The organism is Nocardia sp. NPDC049220 (assembly GCF_040647855.1).
Classification (GTDB): Bacteria; Actinomycetota; Actinomycetes; order Mycobacteriales; family Mycobacteriaceae; genus Nocardia.
The window spans coordinates 1318110-1334903 of sequence record NZ_JBEZDA010000001.1; the positions used below are offsets into that span (position 1 = coordinate 1318110).

Annotated in this window: 18 protein-coding genes; 9 read left to right on the plus strand and 9 right to left on the minus strand. The window is 66.7% G+C overall.

What is annotated here, in order from left to right:
• Positions 1 to 25: 25 nt before the first annotated feature.
• The 7 genes from AB0C34_RS05865 to AB0C34_RS05895 all read right to left on the minus strand — a co-directional run bounded on the left by AB0C34_RS05865 (position 26) and on the right by AB0C34_RS05895 (position 6480).
• A complete protein-coding gene (locus tag AB0C34_RS05865) occupies positions 26 to 1000 on the minus strand; it encodes a heme A synthase (RefSeq protein ID WP_357067817.1) in 975 nt (324 codons plus the stop codon).
• A 67-nt stretch (positions 1001 to 1067) separates the two neighbouring features.
• Positions 1068 to 1859 carry an ABC transporter permease gene (locus AB0C34_RS05870; protein WP_357067818.1) on the minus strand — a complete coding sequence of 264 codons (792 nt, stop codon included), beginning with the start codon at positions 1857 to 1859 and terminating at the stop codon, positions 1068 to 1070.
• Positions 1856 to 2788: an ABC transporter ATP-binding protein gene (locus AB0C34_RS05875; RefSeq protein ID WP_357067820.1), complete on the minus strand. Its 933-nt coding sequence runs from the start codon at positions 2786 to 2788 to the stop codon at positions 1856 to 1858. Before AB0C34_RS05875 ends, AB0C34_RS05870 begins: the two co-directional genes overlap by 4 nt.
• Positions 2785 to 4467: a polyprenol phosphomannose-dependent alpha 1,6 mannosyltransferase MptB gene (mptB, locus tag AB0C34_RS05880; RefSeq protein WP_357067822.1), complete on the minus strand. Its 1683-nt coding sequence runs from the start codon at positions 4465 to 4467 to the stop codon at positions 2785 to 2787. The genes AB0C34_RS05875 and mptB overlap by 4 nt, the downstream gene beginning before the upstream one ends.
• 344 nt (positions 4468 to 4811) lie before the next feature.
• On the minus strand, positions 4812 to 5060 hold the full coding sequence (locus tag AB0C34_RS05885; protein ID WP_357067824.1) for a hypothetical protein: 249 nt from the start codon (positions 5058 to 5060) through the stop codon (positions 4812 to 4814).
• Entirely contained in the window at positions 5057 to 5701 is a 645-nt protein-coding gene (locus AB0C34_RS05890) for an ABC transporter substrate-binding protein (RefSeq protein ID WP_357067826.1), read from the minus strand. Before AB0C34_RS05890 ends, AB0C34_RS05885 begins: the two co-directional genes overlap by 4 nt.
• 23 nt (positions 5702 to 5724) lie before the next feature.
• Positions 5725 to 6480 (minus strand): SDR family oxidoreductase, encoded by a 756-nt coding sequence (locus AB0C34_RS05895; protein ID WP_357067828.1) that lies wholly within the window; start codon positions 6478 to 6480, stop codon positions 5725 to 5727.
• 788 nt (positions 6481 to 7268) lie between these two features.
• Here AB0C34_RS05895 and AB0C34_RS05900 point away from each other — a divergent pair.
• From AB0C34_RS05900 to AB0C34_RS05940, 9 genes are all read left to right on the plus strand, one after another.
• Positions 7269 to 8081: a metalloregulator ArsR/SmtB family transcription factor gene (locus AB0C34_RS05900; protein ID WP_357068532.1), complete on the plus strand. Its 813-nt coding sequence runs from the start codon at positions 7269 to 7271 to the stop codon at positions 8079 to 8081.
• Positions 8078 to 9514 (plus strand): Fe-S cluster assembly protein SufB, encoded by a 1437-nt coding sequence (sufB, locus tag AB0C34_RS05905; protein WP_357067830.1) that lies wholly within the window; start codon positions 8078 to 8080, stop codon positions 9512 to 9514. The genes AB0C34_RS05900 and sufB overlap by 4 nt, the downstream gene beginning before the upstream one ends.
• On the plus strand, positions 9514 to 10725 hold the full coding sequence (gene sufD, locus AB0C34_RS05910) for a Fe-S cluster assembly protein SufD (protein WP_357067832.1): 1212 nt from the start codon (positions 9514 to 9516) through the stop codon (positions 10723 to 10725). Before sufB ends, sufD begins: the two co-directional genes overlap by 1 nt.
• A gap of 36 nt (positions 10726 to 10761) precedes the next feature.
• Positions 10762 to 11580 carry a Fe-S cluster assembly ATPase SufC gene (gene sufC / locus AB0C34_RS05915; protein WP_357067834.1) on the plus strand — a complete coding sequence of 273 codons (819 nt, stop codon included), beginning with the start codon at positions 10762 to 10764 and terminating at the stop codon, positions 11578 to 11580.
• A 1-nt stretch (position 11581) separates the two neighbouring features.
• On the plus strand, positions 11582 to 12835 hold the full coding sequence (locus AB0C34_RS05920; protein ID WP_357067836.1) for a cysteine desulfurase: 1254 nt from the start codon (positions 11582 to 11584) through the stop codon (positions 12833 to 12835).
• 3 nt (positions 12836 to 12838) lie between these two features.
• A complete protein-coding gene (sufU, locus tag AB0C34_RS05925; protein ID WP_357067838.1) occupies positions 12839 to 13321 on the plus strand; it encodes a Fe-S cluster assembly sulfur transfer protein SufU in 483 nt (160 codons plus the stop codon).
• On the plus strand, positions 13314 to 13685 hold the full coding sequence (locus tag AB0C34_RS05930; protein WP_357067839.1) for a metal-sulfur cluster assembly factor: 372 nt from the start codon (positions 13314 to 13316) through the stop codon (positions 13683 to 13685). The genes sufU and AB0C34_RS05930 overlap by 8 nt, the downstream gene beginning before the upstream one ends.
• 140 nt (positions 13686 to 13825) lie before the next feature.
• Positions 13826 to 14143 carry a hypothetical protein gene (locus AB0C34_RS05935; RefSeq protein ID WP_357067841.1) on the plus strand — a complete coding sequence of 106 codons (318 nt, stop codon included), beginning with the start codon at positions 13826 to 13828 and terminating at the stop codon, positions 14141 to 14143.
• Between the two features lie 44 nt (positions 14144 to 14187).
• Positions 14188 to 14637 (plus strand): DUF4189 domain-containing protein, encoded by a 450-nt coding sequence (locus AB0C34_RS05940; RefSeq protein ID WP_357067843.1) that lies wholly within the window; start codon positions 14188 to 14190, stop codon positions 14635 to 14637.
• Positions 14638 to 14968: 331 nt separating this feature from the next.
• Here the strand turns inward: AB0C34_RS05940 and AB0C34_RS05945 are convergent, their stop codons facing one another.
• Both AB0C34_RS05945 and AB0C34_RS05950 read right to left on the minus strand, forming a co-directional pair.
• The gene (locus tag AB0C34_RS05945; protein WP_357067845.1) at positions 14969 to 15880 is read right to left on the minus strand and encodes an ABC transporter ATP-binding protein; all 912 of its coding nucleotides are present in this window, start codon (positions 15878 to 15880) and stop codon (positions 14969 to 14971) included.
• The gene (locus AB0C34_RS05950; protein ID WP_357067847.1) at positions 15877 to 16554 is read right to left on the minus strand and encodes a TetR family transcriptional regulator; all 678 of its coding nucleotides are present in this window, start codon (positions 16552 to 16554) and stop codon (positions 15877 to 15879) included. The genes AB0C34_RS05945 and AB0C34_RS05950 overlap by 4 nt, the downstream gene beginning before the upstream one ends.
• Positions 16555 to 16794 lie beyond the last annotated feature (240 nt).

The following is a 16794-nucleotide window of genomic DNA, read 5'->3' on the forward strand; positions in this document are numbered from 1 at the left end:
CCGGCTACGGTACCCGGGCGGTCGGTCAGGCCGGGTGCGTCGCGGGATCCACCGCCGGCGCTCCGACCCGTTCCCTGGTGCGTAGCGCGGCCCACAGTGCTGCCGTCCCCGCGGTGCAGGCAGCGGCGCCGCCGACGTGCAGGACGACCAGGGCCGCCGGGACATCGGTGAAGTACTGCACCACGCCGATCAGCGCTTGCGAACAGACCAGTGCGAGCAGCACGAGCAGCCGGGTGCGCACGGCTGGCGTGCTGCCGACGGCGAACAGGCCGAAGGCCAAACCGATGAGCAACGCGAGATACCCGACCAGCAGTTGCGAGTGCAGGTGCACCAATGTGACGATCTCGATCTGCAACCGTTCGACGGGACGGTCGACGCTCTTGTCGCCCGCGTGCGGCCCGGCCGCGGTCACCAAGGTGCCCGCGATCAGCACGGCGCTGAGCGCGACACCGGTGATTCCGGTGAGCCAGCGTAGTGGCGCGGGCGCCTGCACGGTGTCGATGCCGTCGTCGGGTTCGTCGATCTTCGCGTACAGCACCGTGGCGAGCCAGACCATGGCCATGGACGCGAGCAGGTGCGTCGCGACCGTCCACCACAGCAGGCCGGTGCGCACCGTGACGCCGCCGATGATCGCCTGCACAACCGTGCCGCCGGGCATCAGCCACGCGTATACCAGCACCGCGCGGCGGCGGCGCGCGCGAATCACCGCGAGCACCACCAGTGCGGCGCACAGCGTGACAGCGAAGGTGAGCAGTCGGTTGGAGAACTCGACAGCTTGGTGGATGGCGGGAACCTCGGAGACCGCGACCGGGGTGAAACTGCCCGGGAAACACTGGGGCCAGGTCGGGCAGCCGAGTCCGGACGCGGTGACCCGGACCACGGCGCCGGTGACCGAGATGCCCGCCTGGGAGAGTAGGACTGCGACCGCGATCAGGCGCTGCACCCGCAATGAGGGCAGTGGCAACGTGTCGACGAGTCGCAGGAATGCGCGATACAGCACGTCGAAAATGGTAGCCCGGTTCGATTCTGCGGACGCACCCGGTCTACTACATTCCGTCGTTGGTGGGTCAGTGGAAGCGGAACAGACGGGTCGCGAGTACACCGGAGACCGCGCCCCACAGCGCGAGTACGGCCAGCCCGAACCAATCGATGCCGGTGCGCATCGCATCCTCCAGCGATACCGCCAGTGCACCCGAGGGCACCAGCCGGGCCAGCACGGTCACTGCGGTCGGCAAGTCGTCGGAGGCGAACACGATGCTGGCAATGCCCAGCATGACGAACCAGAGGATGTTCGCCAACGCGAGCACGACTTCCGCTTTGAGGGTTCCGCCGAGCAGTAGCCCCATCGCCGCGAAGGTGGCGGTGCCGAGCGCGATCACGACGGCGCCTAGGAGCAGCCCGGCGGGGTCCGGCCGCCAGCCGAGCGCGAAGCCGATCATGCCCAGCAGTATCGCTTGCAGCACGACGACAATGAGCACCGCCGCGCTCTTACCCGCGATGACGCCCCAACGCGGCAGCGCGGTGGCGCCGAGCCGCTTGAGCGCCCCGTAGCGGCGGTCGAAGCCGACCGCGATGGCCTGGCCGGTGAACGCGGTGGACATGACGGCGACCATCATCACCGCGGGCACGATCTTGTACACCCGGTCCGCGCCGAGGTCGCCGAACGGCAGCAAGCTCAGGCCGACCAGCAGCGTGATCGGGATCAACATGGTCAGTAGCAGTTGTTCCCCGTTGCGTAGCAACAGAATCAGCTCCAGCCGGGTCTGCGCGATCATCATCGCGGCACGCGAACTGGACCGTGGCGCGGGAGTGAACGTGCCCGGGGCGAACCGGTTGTCGGTCGGATCGTGTCGACTCATCCGCGCAGATCCCGTCCGGTCAGTTCCAGGAAGACGTCTTCGAGGCGGCGCTGATCGATCCGGATGTCGGTGGCCAGCACGTCCATTCGCGCGCACCACGCGGTGACCGTCGCGAGCACCTGCGGGTCTATTTCGCCCTCCACCAGATACTTGCCGGGGGTCGTCTCCCTGGGCGCGAAGCCTTCCGGCAGAGCCGCTTTCAACAGTTCGAGGTTCAACTTCGGTGGGGCGCTGAATCGGAGCTGCCCGGCCGCACCGTGCGCGGTGACCTCGGCAGGGGTGCCGGAGGCGACGATGCGACCGTGATCGATGATCACCAGCTGGTCGGCCAACTGCTCGGCCTCGTCCATCACGTGCGTGGTGAGCACGACAGCTACTCCGTCCCGGCGCAGGGCGTCGATCAGCTCCCACACCATCAGCCTGGCCTGGGCGTCCAGCCCCGCGGTCGGCTCGTCCAGAAACACGATCTCCGGCTTTCCCACGAGCGCGCAGGCCAGCGCCAGGCGCTGCTGCTGGCCACCGGACAGGCGGCGGTAAGGGGTGCGGCGGTTGTCCTGCAGACCGAGCGTGTGCAGCAGCCATTCGGGGTCGAGTGGATCGGCGGAATAGGCGGCCACCAAGTCGAGCATTTCGCCGGCCCGTGCACCCGGGTACGCACCGCCGCCCTGCAGCATCACGCCGATGCGGGGGCGCAGTCGTTCGGAATCGGCCACCGGGTCCAGGCCGAGTACGCGCACCGAACCAGCATCCGGCGCGGTGAATCCCTCACATATCTCCACGGTGGTGGTCTTACCCGCGCCGTTCGGGCCGAGTAATGCGAGCACCTGCGCCTGTTCGACCTCGAAAGTCAGACCTTCCACCGCCGTGGTCTCGCCGTAACGCTTGATGACGCCCTCGACATCGACGGCGGGTCCGGAGGAAACGGTCACGGTGTCACACCGTAAGAGGTGGGCACCTGTGACGGAGCCGACACCCCTGTCTGCCCCCGCCAGGGCAGCGTGTGGCGAGTGACCACGATGAACAACACCCCGACGGTCACGGTGGCGATCGCGGCGCCCACGATCTGGAACACCTCGAGGTCGGCGCCGCGCGGCATCAAGATCACGCTGACGATCGCCGAGAACGCCACCGCCGGAACCCGGAATACCGGTCGGGTCGCCCACGCGGCCAGCGGGACGATCGCCCACAGCAGATACCAGGGCTGCACCACCGGGAACAGCAGCACGATGGCGCCGAGTGCCACGCCCAGCGCGCCGACCGGATGCAGCCGCCCGGTGCAGGTGGCGACCAGCATGCGCACGGTGAAGAAGCCGGCGACCACGGCCGCGATCGGCCGAGTGATACTCAGCAGTGCCGTGGTGTGGTCGCCGAGACCGAGGAGTACGCCGCCGAACCCGGTGATGATGCCGAGCACTGTCGGCAACGACATCCAGCTGCGCACGACGCTCGCGGTGTTCAGCGTGTAGATCCACCCGAACCCGAGGCCGCTCACCGAACTGATGAAAAGAGTCGTGCCGATGGCGAGCGCGCCGAGAATGGCTGCTGCGACCGCGACTGAACTCAGCGATGCGCCCCAGCGTCTGGCCAGGGCCATGCCGACGAAGCCGAGCACGATGATCGAGGTGAACTTGATCGAGGAAGACAGCGTGATGATGACCGCTCCGCTGATCAGCCAGGCGTAGGCGCGTCCGTCGAAGGGGTGGGTGTCCTCGACCGCCCGCAGGCAGAATTCCAGGCCGGCCAGCATCAACCCCAGCATCAGCGCGTCATTGTGCACACCGCCGACCAGGTGGAACAGCACCAGCGGGTTGGCCGCGCCGAGCCACAGGGCGCTCACCGGTGCGACGCCGCAGCGCACCGACAGTCGCGGCAGCGCCCAGACGATCAGCGCGACCCCGCCCAGTGCCAGGATTCGGTGCACCCACACGCCCGCGATGATGTTGTCGCCGGTGAGTTCGGCGATGCCGCGGCCGATCCAGAGGAACAGCGGGCCGTAGGGCGCCGGCGTGTCGCGCCAGATGGTCGGGACGTTGTTGGTGAGGACATTGTCGATCCCGAGTCCCGCGACCGGACCTTCCTGATAGGGGTCGATGCCCCGTGCGGCGATCTCGCTCTGTGCCAGATAGGAATACACATCGTTGCTGAACAGCGGCGGCGCCACGCTGAGCGGGATGAGCCACAGCAGCAGCGTGCGATCCAGTTGCGAGCGGGTCAACCGGTGAACAGGGGAGCCGCCGATGCCGCCGACCGCGAACCGACCCAGCAGCAGCCACGCCAGGACGACGATGACAGTGCCGGTCATGCACATGGCCAGCGATCCGGTGTGCGCGCGGGCGAAGATACCGAGAATCCGGACACCCGAGGTCGGATTCTGGTGTACCGGCTGCGCACCGATGCCGAGCGCGCTGATCGCCATGAGCACTGTGCCTGTCGCGCCCATCAGCCGGATTCGATCGAGCTGAACCAGTTCGTTGTGGTCGAGGCCGGGCACCTCCGACTCGTCTCGGTGCAGCACCGCGATCGTGTGGTCGGCCGTGGGCACGTCTAGTCCGAGTGCCCGGCGCCCGAACGCCAGTGTGCTGCGCCGCGCGCCCTCCAGTACCGCCACGAGACGAAGCCTAATGGGCTCGGCGGTACGGAGTCGAAGTCCCGCATCGGGCCGAACGAACGCGTGGCGGCTGTGCGGTCGGCGGTGGCCGCCCGCCGGACCGGAAAGGCACGAACCTCGTGCCGAGCGGGAACGCGCGGGCTCCGGGCACCATCGACACATGGTTTCGGAGTCCAAGCGGCGGATCGAGGTCGCCGCGTGCCGGCTGACAGCGGCGGACAGCACGCGCTCGAACGCCTTCCTCGGACCTGCCGATCGATGAATCCGCGCAGCGCCTGTCCAGCTCGTGGCCGCCCGATTGATGTCCGTGCAAACGCGCTCCCTTCGTTACCTGAACGTCGGCGTCACCGGCCTTCCCCGGGTGTTGTGCCTGCGGTGCGGTAAAACTCGGCTGCGGTGACGGTAGTGGGGACGGCGAGTTCGGTGGCGACCGCTGTGATGGCGGTGTCTGCGACAGTGAGGTCGGCCTGGCCGTCGGTCGTGAAGTACGGTGCGATGAACCTGTTGTAGTGGGTTCGGACCTCGGCGGCGGTGTGCCGGCCGAGGAACGTCTGGATGTGCTGCACCGTGGTGTCGGGATCGTTGTCGATCACGTGCAGGGCCCGCCGGTGAGCTCGCACGACCGCCTGGACCGCGGGGTCGTCCGGCTGGACTTGGGTGGGGTCGACGGCCACGCCCACGGTGGGGATCTGGAAGTGGTCGCCGACCCAGGCCAACACCTGCCAGCCGTACTCGGCGGCGATGCCGCCGGTGCCACGGTGCTGCCGACGAAGGCAGCGTCGATCGTGCCGTCGCGCAGGTGGCGCAAATCCATGCCGTAATCGCCGGGCGCCCGGACGACGCAATGGATGTCCTGGTCCGGGTCGAGGCCGGCGGTGCGCAGCACGATGCGAGCGAAACACCCGGGCGCGGTGTGTGGGGCGTGTACCGCGAGCCGTCGTCCGGCCAGATCGGCCAGGGAACTCAGGCCGGGGCGGGCGAGGAACCAGAACAGTGGGCGCTGGGTGTTGACGGTGAGCGCCACCCAGGGGATGCCGCTGGTCAGCCGGGACAGCAGTGCCCGGCCGAGCCCGATGGTGGCGCCGCGCCGTAGCCGCCGATCGTCCCAGGCGCACCCGTCGCGCAGTGCGACGTGGACACCTTCGTCGGCGTAATAGTCCTCCTGGTCGGCGATGTAGGCGGTCAACTCCTCGTGCAGGCCCCGACCGACGTAGGCGAGATCGATGGTGCGCATGACCGTTTCCTCTCTACTTTCGCTCAGTACATGGCCATTCCGCCGTTGACCGCAGCGGTGGTGCCGGTCATGAAGACGTTGTCCTCGCCCGCGTAGAAGGCGACCACCTGAGCGACGTCAGCAGGTCGTGCCAGGCGACCCAGCGGTGTGGCGGCCACCTGCCGCTGCGTCTGCTCCGCGTCGAGCCCGTGCGACATCTTGGTCTCGGCCACCGGCCCGGGTTCGACGACGTTGACCGTGATGCCCGCAGGGCCCAGCTCCTGGGCCAGGTAGCGGGCGAACTGCGTGAGCGCGGCCTTGGCCGTACCCAGCGCGATCATCCCCGCGCGGGGCTGGCGGCTCAGGCCGGTGCCGAGATAGATCAACCGCCCCCAACCCTGGTCGGTCATCGCGGGCAGAACGGCCTTGGTGACGACGAAGGCCGCGCGGATTTCGTCGTTCAACTTGCCGCCCAGTTCCGCCCAGGCCATCTCCTGGAACGGCTTGATCGCGTACGGGGTGAGCGCGTTGTGCACGAGCACGTCGATCCCGCTCCACGCGGCCCCGACGCGTTCGATCATGGCGTCGACCGCTGTCGGCTCGCGCACGTCAGCCTGTATGGCCATGGCCTGGCCGCCGGCGGCTTCGATGTGTGCCACAACCTCCTCGGCTGCCTGGGCGCTGTGCAGGTAATTGACCACCACTCGCATCCCGCGCGCGGCCAGCAGACGCGCGGTGGCCGCGCCGATTCCGCTGCTGGCCCCGGTCACCAATGCCACCCTGCCGGTTGCCTCACTCATGAGTCCGACTCCTTGTCGCTGCCGGGGTGGATTGCCCAGTAGGGCACTGTGTTCACGGTCGCGCGGAGCAGCGTCGGATACCCGGACGGGCCGTTGCCGCCGCCGGCATGGCCGTAGGCAGCCGCGTTCTCCCGGCTATCAGGGTTGAACGTCGTGGTTTGTCGATCGCGCGGACCGACCGACCCTGCCGGCGGACCACACCGTCCGCCGGACCTTCGACCAGTTTCGATGAGAAGCAAAGTTGGGAGCCGATTCGGCGGCTGGCCCCAGTGACTACGCCGAGGATGCCTGTGCGGTAATACCCCGACCAGGTGTGGGCGCGAGATCGCGGCCCTCGAGATTGCCGATTTCAGAACATCGAGCCCGCCAGCAGGTACATCACCATCGTACGGTCGGTTCCACTCCGCCACCGAGCGCTTGGCGAATACGCCACCCAGCTATGTGAGCGGCATCGGGTCAGGTCGAGTGTGACGGATTGCACTGTGATCCATTTTATGCGGTTGACGACTGCGCTGATGTCGCGTGGCGCGCGGTGATCGGTTGGCGAAGGAGCGGTCGCCCGCCGACGCGTTCGGGATCGCGCAGCGTATCCGCAGGTCAGAGCCCGGAGATCGGGACGATCTAGCGGGAAGTGCGCGAATCGGCGGGCGGGCCGCTGCGTTGTGTGGTCCCGATGCGCCACCGCCTCTTCGTTCCGCGCCGATCCGCGCAGGTCACCCTGCCTCGAAGTCAGGTCACCCTTATTAGATTTCGGGAAATAATTCCGCCACACTGATGTTGTGAAAACCGTGGGTTTGCGGAGAGGCGATGAAGGGGCTGGTCGAAAGGCCGGTGCCTGGTCGGTGTCCGCGCCCGCGACGGTCGGTACGGAGGGGCATACCCGCGCCGCCATCGTCCAGCTGCTCTTGGAGGAAGGGCCGATCACGGCGACCGCTATCGGGAGCAAACTCGGCCTGGCTCCGGCGGGTGTCCGCAGACACCTGGACGCGCTGATCGACACCGGTCAGGCGCGGGCCAGCCGATCGGCGCCGTGGCAACAGAAGGGACGTGGTCGCCCGGCCAAGCAGTATCAGCTCACCGCCGCGGGGCGGGGGACGCTGGGCCACGCCTACGACGACTTGGCCGGTGCCGCTATCCGGCAGTTGGGGGAGATCGGCGGCGAGAAAGCCATCACCGAGTTCGCCCGCAAACGGGCGCGGACAATCGTAGCCGGGATCGAACCCGTCCGGCAGCACACCGCTGGTGAGAACACCGCGGATACCGAGGCCAAAGCCGAGGAGATCGCCGAGGCGTTCACCGAAGCGGGTTTCGCCGCCACCACCCGCAAGGTGGGCACAGGCGTACAGATCTGCCAGCACCACTGCCCGGTCTCGCACGTCGCCGAGGAATTCCCACAGCTGTGCGCGGCCGAACTCGAGGCGTTCCGCGAACTACTCGGCACCCACGTACAGCGGTTGGCCACAATCGCCAACGGCGACTGTGCGTGCACTACGCATGTGCCGCTGCTGAGTGTGCCGATCGCCCAGAACAACACGTCAACACAAACCGCTGCACAGCCCGCAGCGGTACGAACGAACGACTCCGGAAGGAGCGCCGAATGACGACGACCACCGACCAGGTGCAACCGCTCACCCAGGAAGAGACCATCGCGTCGCTGGGTAACTACGGTTACGGTTGGGCCGACTCGGATGTGGCCGGCGCCAGCGCGCAACGCGGTCTGTCCGAGGCAGTTGTCCGTGACATCTCGGCGAAGAAGAACGAACCGGTATGGATGCTGGAACAGCGACTCAAGGCGCTGCGGATCTTCGATCGCAAGCCCATGCCGCACTGGGGTTCGAACCTCGATGGCATCGACTTCGACAACATCAAGTACTTCGTACGCTCGACCGAGAAGCAGGCCGCGTCCTGGGACGAGTTGCCCGAGGACATCAAGAACACCTACGACCGGCTGGGCATCCCGGAGGCGGAGAAGCAGCGCCTGGTCGCCGGTGTCGCCGCGCAGTACGAGTCCGAGGTCGTCTACCACCAGATCCGCGAGGACCTGGAGGCCCAGGGCGTGATCTTCCTGGACACCGACACCGGTCTCAAGGAGCATCCGGAGATCTTCCAGCAGTACTTCGGCTCGGTGATCCCCGCCGGTGACAACAAGTTCTCCGCGCTGAACACCGCGGTGTGGTCGGGCGGGTCGTTCATCTATGTGCCGCCGGGCGTGCACGTCGACATCCCGCTACAGGCCTACTTCCGGATCAACACCGAGAACATGGGCCAGTTCGAGCGGACCCTGATCATCGTGGACGAGGATGCCTACGTGCACTACGTCGAGGGCTGCACCGCGCCGATCTACAAGTCGGATTCGCTGCACTCCGCGGTGGTCGAGATCATCGTGAAGAAGGGCGGCCGTTGCCGCTACACGACCATTCAGAACTGGTCGAACAACGTCTACAACCTGGTCACCAAGCGGGCCAAGGCAGAGGCGGGCGCGACCATGGAGTGGATCGACGGCAACATCGGTTCCAAGGTCACCATGAAGTATCCCGCGGTCTGGATGACCGGCGAGTACGCCAAGGGTGAGGTGCTCTCGGTCGCGTTCGCCGGTGAGGGACAGCACCAGGACACCGGCGCGAAGATGCTGCACCTGGCGCCGCACACCTCCTCGACCATCGTGTCGAAGTCGGTGGCGCGCGGCGGCGGCCGCGCCTCCTACCGCGGCCTGGTCCAGGTGAACAAGGGGGCGCACGGCTCCAAGTCGACCGTGAAGTGCGACGCGTTGCTCGTGGACACGATCAGCCGTTCGGACACCTACCCCTACGTCGACATCCGCGAGGACGACGTGACCATGGGGCACGAGGCGACCGTCTCGAAGGTCTCCGAGGACCAGCTTTTCTACCTGATGAGCCGTGGTCTCACCGAGGACGAGGCGATGGCGATGGTGGTGCGCGGCTTCGTCGAGCCGATCGCCAAGGAACTGCCGATGGAGTACGCGTTGGAACTGAACCGGCTCATCGAGCTGCAGATGGAAGGGGCCGTTGGCTGATGGCGACTGGTGTGATGGCAGCGGTCGAGGGCGAGAACCCGACGCCGAAGCCCGTGCAGAACCCCGGTGCCGGCGCCGCGACCAACAAGGGCGAGGTCTTCACTTCGTACGATGTGGATGCCTTCGAAGTGCCCTCCGCGCATGACGAGGCGTGGCGGTTCACGCCGCTGCGCCGCCTGCGCGGCCTGCACGACGGCACCGCGGTACCCGATGGCCGGGCGACCGTCGAGGTCGGCCCGGTAGCCGGTGTGCACGTGGAGACCGTCGACCGGAGCGACGCCCGGATCGGCAGCGCGGGCGTGCCCGCGGATCGGGTTGCCGCCCAGGCTTATTCGGCCTTCGATTCGGCCACCATCGTGTCGGTGGGTTCGGAGAACGAGGTTGCGGCACCAATCGTCATCGCGGTCACCGGACCCGGCGAGGGGAAGACCGCCTACGGTCACCTGCAGATCAGGCTGGACAACTTCGCGGTGGCGACCGTCGTGATCGACCAGCGGGGGAGCGGAACCTACGCCGAGAATGTGGAATTCGTGCTCGGTGACAGCGCCAAGCTGACGGTAGTCGCGGTCCAGGACTGGGCCGACGACGCTGTGCACGCCACCGCGCACCACGGCAAACTGGGCCGGGACGCCACGCTTCGGCACGTGGCGGTCACCCTCGGTGGCGATCTGGTGCGTCTGACCGCCACCGTGCGCTACGACGGCCCCGGCGGCGACGCCGAGTTGCTCGGCCTCTACTTCGCCGATGCCGGCCAGCACTTCGAGCAGCGTCTGCTCGTCGACCACGCGGTCCCGAACTGCAAGTCGAATGTCCTGTACAAGGGTGCGCTGCAAGGCGATCCGCGGTCGCCGAAGGGTGACGCGCGCACCGTGTGGGTCGGCGACGTGCTGATCCGCGCCGCCGCCGAAGGCACCGACACCTTCGAGGTGAACCGCAACCTGGTGCTCACCGATGGCGCGCGCGCCGATTCGGTGCCGAATCTGGAGATCGAGACCGGCGAGATCGTCGGTGCCGGACACGCAAGCGCCACCGGGCGTTTCGACGACGAGCAGCTGTTCTATCTGCGCGCCCGCGGTATTCCGGAGGACGTCGCCCGCCGTCTGGTGGTGCGCGGATTCTTCCACGAACTCATCCAGAAGATCGCGGTGCCCGAGATCCGGGAGCGGCTGGAGTCGGCCATCGAAGCCGAGCTCGCCGCGATCGGCGTCTGAACCCGAACCACCCACCTGCAAAGGAATTCGAACGCGATGACCACCCTGGAAATCAAGGACCTGCACGCGGAGGTCGCCAACCCGGACGAGTCCGGTGCGCCCATCAAGATCCTGAATGGGGTCGACCTCACCGTGAAATCCGGTGAGACGCATGCCATCATGGGCCCGAACGGTTCCGGCAAATCGACCTTGTCGTATGCGATCGCCGGACACCCGAAGTACACGGTGACCCAGGGGTCGATCACCCTCGACGGTGAGGACGTCCTGGCGATGTCCGTCGACGAGCGTGCGCGGGCCGGTCTGTTCCTGGCGATGCAGTACCCGGTCGAGGTCCCCGGTGTGTCGATGTCGAACTTCCTGCGCACCGCCGCGACCGCCGTGCGCGGCGAGGCCCCCAAACTGCGGACCTGGGTCAAGGAGGTGAAGGAGTCGATGGGCGAGTTGGAGATCGACGCCGCGTTCGCCGACCGCAGCGTGAACGAGGGCTTCTCCGGCGGCGAGAAGAAGCGCCACGAGATCCTGCAACTGAGCCTGCTCGGACCGAAGATCGCCATCCTGGACGAGACCGATTCCGGCCTGGACGTCGATGCGCTGCGCATCGTCTCGGAGGGAGTCAACCGCTACAAGGAGCGCGAGAACGGCGGCGTGCTGCTGATTACGCACTACACCCGCATTCTGCGCTACATCCAGCCGCAGTTCGTGCATGTCTTCGTCGGCGGGCGCATCGTCGCCGAGGGTGGTGCCGAACTCGCCGAAGAACTCGACGCCAACGGCTACGTCCGCTTCACGCAGAACTCGCCCGCTCCGTCGGCTTCGCCGACTGCCGTCCCCCAGTCCGCTACCGCTGGAGCCTGACATGACCGCTACGGTCCGCACTCTCGACGTCGCCCGGATCCGGGCCGACTTCCCGATCCTGAGCCGCACGGTTCGGGACGGGAAGCCGTTGGTGTATCTGGATTCCGGCGCGACTTCGCAGCGGCCCGTCGCGGTACTCGACGCCGAACGAGACTTCCTGACCACGCGCAATTCGGCGGTGCATCGCGGTGCGCACCAACTGGCCGAAGAGGCCACCGATGCCTACGAGAACGCCAGGGCCGCCATCGCCCGGTTCGTCGGTGTCGACGCGGGCGAGATCGTGTTCACCAAGAACGCGACCGAATCGTTGAACCTGGTGACATACGCGTTCGCCGACGACCGGTTCCCGTACCACCTCGGCCCCGGCGACGAGATCGTGATCACCGAGCTGGAGCACCACGCGAATCTCGTTCCATGGCAGGAACTCGCGCGCCGGACCGGCGCCACACTGAAGTGGTACGGCGTCACCGAGGACGGTCGGATCGATCTCGATTCGCTCGAATTGTCCTCCGCCACCAAGGTTGTCGCGTTCGCTCACCAGTCGAATGTCACCGGCGCGATCGGGCCGGTTGCCGAAGTGGTCCGCCGAGCTCGGGAAGTCGGCGCGCTCACCGTGCTCGACGCCTGCCAGTCGGTGCCACACATGCCGGTGGACTTCCGCGAACTGGGCGTGGATTTCGCCGCGTTTTCCGGGCACAAAATGCTCGGGCCCTCGGGCGTCGGCGTGCTGTACGGCCGTCGTGCGCTGCTGGAGGAGACCCCGCCGTTCATTACCGGTGGCTCCATGATCGAAACGGTCACCATGGAACTCACCACCTACGCTCCGCCGCCGCAGCGGTTCGAGGCGGGTGTGCCGATGACCTCTCAGGTGGTCGGGTTGGGCGCAGCAGTGCGGTATCTGGAAGCGATCGGCATGGATGCCGTCGCGGCGCATGAGCACACCCTCGTCGGTGCCGCGCTGGACGGTCTCGGCGCGATCGACGGAGTGCGCGTCATCGGTCCGACCGACAATCTCGACCGCGGTGGCGCGGTGTCCTTCGTGGTCGACGGCATCCACGCACACGATGTCGGGCAGATCCTGGACGACGAAGGGGTAGCCATCCGGGTCGGGCACCACTGCGCCTGGCCACTGCATCGGCGTTTCGGCATCGCCGCGACCGCGCGTGCGTCGTTCGCGGTGTACAACACCGTGGACGAGGTGGATGCGCTGGTCGCCGCGGTGCGGAAGGCTCAGACCTTCTTCGGAGTTGCATAAGTCATGCGCATGGAGCAGATGTACCAGGAAGTGATCCTGGACCATTACAAGCACCCGCACCATCGCGGGCTGCGCGAGCCGTTCGGCGCCGAGGTGCACCACGTGAACCCGACCTGCGGTGATGAGGTGACCCTGCGCGTCCAGCTCGATGAGAACGGCGATGTCGCGGACGTGTCCTACGACGGCCAGGGCTGTTCGATCAGCCAGGCTGCTACCTCCATCCTCACTGACCAGGTCATCGGACTGCCGGTCCAGCAGGCGCTGAAGGTCGTCGACTCCTACGGTGAGATGATCTCCAGCCGCGGCACCATCGAGGGTGACGAGGACATGATCGGCGACGGTATCGCCCTCGCCGGTGTCTCGAAATACCCGGCGCGCGTCAAGTGCGCGCTGCTCGGCTGGATGGCATTCAAAGACGCGGTGGTCCGGATCACCTCCGCGGAAGACGCCAAGCGGATTATCGGAAACGGGGAACGTCATGAGTGAGACACCAGCAACCGAAACGGTCGAACAGGTCGAGCTGTCGGCAGGCGACATCAAACTCCTCGAGGACATCGAAGAGGCGATGCGCGACGTCGTCGACCCCGAACTGGGCATCAATGTCGTCGATCTCGGGCTGGTGTACGGACTACGGGTCGAGGAGGACAACACCGCCATCCTCGACATGACCCTCACCTCGGCCGCCTGCCCGCTCACCGATGTGATCGAAGACCAGACCCGCAACGCGCTCGTGCGTTCCGGCCTGGTCGAAGACCTGAAAATCAACTGGGTCTGGATGCCTCCGTGGGGTCCGGACAAGATCACCGAAGACGGCCGCGAGCAATTGCGCGCCCTCGGCTTCACCGTCTGAACCCGCACGGCCGAGTGGGCGCCCACATCGTGGGCGATTTCTTTCGGTACGCGCTCCCACGCGGGCGCGTGCGGCGCGCCTGGTCGCTGGACGTATTGGTGAAGTGGTAGCGGTCTTCGAGACTGAGATCCCCGGCGCCGGTGCGTGCCGCGTACGAAGTGGTCGCAAAAACCATTGGGGCGCAACCGGATACTGTGAATTCGGCCGTTCTGGACCACGATCACCTCGGTACTCGCTTCGTGGCAACGGGGGAGAAACACGTGATGTTCCTGAATAGAGCCGCGCTCGGCGCGGTCTTGACATCGACCGCCGCGATCACCATCGTGTACTCCGGGCTCGCCGCCGCGGCGACCAGCCAGCACGGCATCCTCGTGGTGTCGCGCCGCACGGGAAAAAAAGTAGTGGCCGCCCCTGCGCCGACATTGTCGGTACCGTTTTGGACAAATCGGATGAGCTGAAGGATGATCTGAGCTCGGAGCCGGTTCGATACGGGGAGGATCACATGTCAGTGCCGCGCAAGGCTGCCCTCGGCGTCGTTGTGGCGTCCGCCGCCACCTGCGCCTTCGTCGGGAATGCTGCTGGCGAAGCAGGTGCTGCCGGGGATTACTATGGCGCGCTTGCTCTTTCGTCGAGCACCGGCGCTGTCACATCGGCGGTGAATTATCCGGACGCCGCGGCGGCCGAGGCCGCGGCGCGCACCGAGTGCGGTGTCCGGGACTGTCGCGTGGTCGTGCAGTTCTGGAACGCCTGCGGGGCTGTGGCCCGGGGGGCGGATGGCCGCTACGGCTGGGCGTGGGCCGCCACCCGCGCCGAAGCGGAACGCCGCGCCATCGATGTCCTCGGCCCCAGTGCGCCGCCTTTCCCTGACCTCGGCAGCGCCATTCCCCGCGCGGCGAGCGTCCGCCTGACGGCCTGCACGGCGACCGCCGGGCAGGCCGGAGCGTCCGGGTAGTGGTGGTCGAAGCTCTCGCCGCACCACCTGTCGGTTTCCGGTTGTTCAGCGGCGCGGCATAGTTCGGTCCACTCGGTTGCCGAAGTACCGGGCGTCCTGCCCGTCTGCGATGAGGATTTGTCGAGCGCTCGGTCCGGGGTTATCGAGCCTGCGGAGCGAGCGGTCGCGACTGGGCGGTACACGAGATCGTCCGCAGGTCGGCTACTGATCAGCGTAGGTCGCGGCACCGGAACGCGGTCAAGCCTACGGTCAACAGTGCCAGGTCGATCAGCAGCATCCAGATCAAAGGGTCCGGCCGCGGAGGTCTAGGGACAGGCAAGCGTCGCGGTGGTCATGCCGTCACCTCGTGCGGCTCACGTCCGTCGACTTCGTAGTGGCGCAGAAACAGTTCTTCCAGCGTGGGCGGCTGGCTCACCAGGCTGCGCACCCCCAGTTCGCCCAATATCCGGATCAGCTCGCCGAGGTGCGCACTGTCCACTCGAGCGTGCAGCACATTGCCCTCGATGGAAAGATCCGCGACGCCCTGGATTCGGCCCAGATCGCCGGGATCGCGGGTGAGCTCTGCTGTGATCGAGGTGCTGCTCAGATGCCGCATCGATGCCAACGTGCCGCTCTCGACGGTCTTGCCTGCCCGAATGATCGTGACGCGGTCGCACAACTGCTCCACCTCCGACAGGATGTGGCTCGACAGCAGTACGGTGGCGCCGCGGTCGCGCGCTTCGGCGACGCACGCCCGAAATATCTGTTCCATCAGGGGGTCCAGACCGGACGTCGGCTCGTCCAGAAGTAGCAGATCGGCGTAGGACGAGAAGGCCGAGACCAACGCGACCTTCTGCCGATTGCCTTTGGAATAGGTACGCGCCTTCTTGCTCGGATCGAGATCGAAGCGCTCGATCAACTCGGCGCGGCGCTGCTCATCGATCCCGCCGCGCATCCGAGCCAGCAGGTCGATGGTCTCCCCGCCGGTCAGCGACGGCCACAACGTGACATCTCCTGGCACGTAGGCGATGTCATGGTGTAGCTCGACGGCGTCGGCCCACGGGTCACGGCCGAGCAGCGTCGCGGTTCCGGACGTTTTGCGCAGAATGCCGAGCAATACTCGAATGGTGGTGGACTTTCCTGCGCCGTTCGGGCCGAGGAAGCCATGGATTTCTCCTTGCTTCACTTCGAGATTCAGCCCGTCCAGGGCATGCACGCGGCCGAATTGCTTGTGGAGGTCCCGCACTTCGATCACGTTGCTCATTGATTCTCCATATCGGAATTAGTGGATGCGATTTTCTCGCGCTCGGCGAGCAAGGTGTCCAATGCCATCCGGTCGGTGAGCAGACCCTCGGTGTAGATCTCGACTCCGGGCAGCATCATCTGATCGCTGTAGGCGCGTAGTGCCGCGCGGAAGTCGGTTTTACCGTCGTTGTCTTGATGCATCTGCAAGAACAGCATCAGGCCGCCGCCACCGACCGTCGCCAGGTAGCGAGCTCTCGCCTTCGGATCCCGGCTCGACCGTATCGTGCCCGCCGCCACGCCTTCGGCGAGATACTGCTCGGCGTCGGCGACCGAACGCTCGAACAACGATCTGGCCAGAGCGCCTCCGCTTTGGTAGCTGCGCACGATGTAGGCGATCACCGGCGCGAACACCTCGATCTCGGCGAGCGCGGTGAGTAGTCCGGCCGGGGTGGGGTTGCGCATGTAGTCCGACTTCGTTTCCCGCACGATGTCGAGCACGTACGCGTCGCACTCCTCGCGCAGTTGTTTCTTCGATCCGAAATGGTGGTTCAACAGCGCGGGCGAAACGCCGGCGGCAGCTGCGATGGCGCGAACTCCGGTGGAAAATCCTTGCTCGCCGAACACGGCGATCGCCGCGTCCCGGATCCGGGCTCGTGCGGTCAGATCTATCTCGAGAGGTCTCGCTGAACGCATGTACAGCATACTAAACAGACGTACAGGAGGGGCGCAAGAGGTGTCCTGGCGCTGAGGAGTGTGCATTCACCCTGCCAGCCGAAGTCGACCCGCCGCCACCGAGGTCTGGTCGGCCTTGACGACGTCCCCGCGGAGCGGGTCCATGCCGGACCCGAATCGTGGTGGCCGACAGCCGATGGTTCGGCACGGTGGGTACCGAGTCGTGCCGGCGGGCTCGTGGGTTCGCGGCGGCGATGATGC

Excerpts from the sequence above, each read along its gene's own strand:
- AB0C34_RS05870 (WP_357067818.1), bottom strand. The coding sequence starts at position 1,859 with ATGAGTCGACACGATCCGACCGACAACCGGTTCGCCCCGGGCACGTTC.
- AB0C34_RS05890 (WP_357067826.1), bottom strand. The coding sequence starts at position 5,701 with ATGCGCACCATCGATCTCGCCTACGTCGGTCGGGGCCTGCACGAGGAG.
- AB0C34_RS05895 (WP_357067828.1), bottom strand. The coding sequence starts at position 6,480 with ATGAGTGAGGCAACCGGCAGGGTGGCATTGGTGACCGGGGCCAGCAGC.
- sufB (WP_357067830.1), top strand. The coding sequence starts at position 8,078 with ATGACGACGACCACCGACCAGGTGCAACCGCTCACCCAGGAAGAGACC.
- sufD (WP_357067832.1), top strand. The coding sequence starts at position 9,514 with ATGGCGACTGGTGTGATGGCAGCGGTCGAGGGCGAGAACCCGACGCCG.
- sufC (WP_357067834.1), top strand. The coding sequence starts at position 10,762 with ATGACCACCCTGGAAATCAAGGACCTGCACGCGGAGGTCGCCAACCCG.
- AB0C34_RS05920 (WP_357067836.1), top strand. The coding sequence starts at position 11,582 with ATGACCGCTACGGTCCGCACTCTCGACGTCGCCCGGATCCGGGCCGAC.
- sufU (WP_357067838.1), top strand. The coding sequence starts at position 12,839 with ATGCGCATGGAGCAGATGTACCAGGAAGTGATCCTGGACCATTACAAG.
- AB0C34_RS05930 (WP_357067839.1), top strand. The coding sequence starts at position 13,314 with ATGAGTGAGACACCAGCAACCGAAACGGTCGAACAGGTCGAGCTGTCG.
- AB0C34_RS05940 (WP_357067843.1), top strand. The coding sequence starts at position 14,188 with ATGTCAGTGCCGCGCAAGGCTGCCCTCGGCGTCGTTGTGGCGTCCGCC.
- AB0C34_RS05945 (WP_357067845.1), bottom strand. The coding sequence starts at position 15,880 with ATGAGCAACGTGATCGAAGTGCGGGACCTCCACAAGCAATTCGGCCGC.
- AB0C34_RS05950 (WP_357067847.1), bottom strand. The coding sequence starts at position 16,554 with ATGCGTTCAGCGAGACCTCTCGAGATAGATCTGACCGCACGAGCCCGG.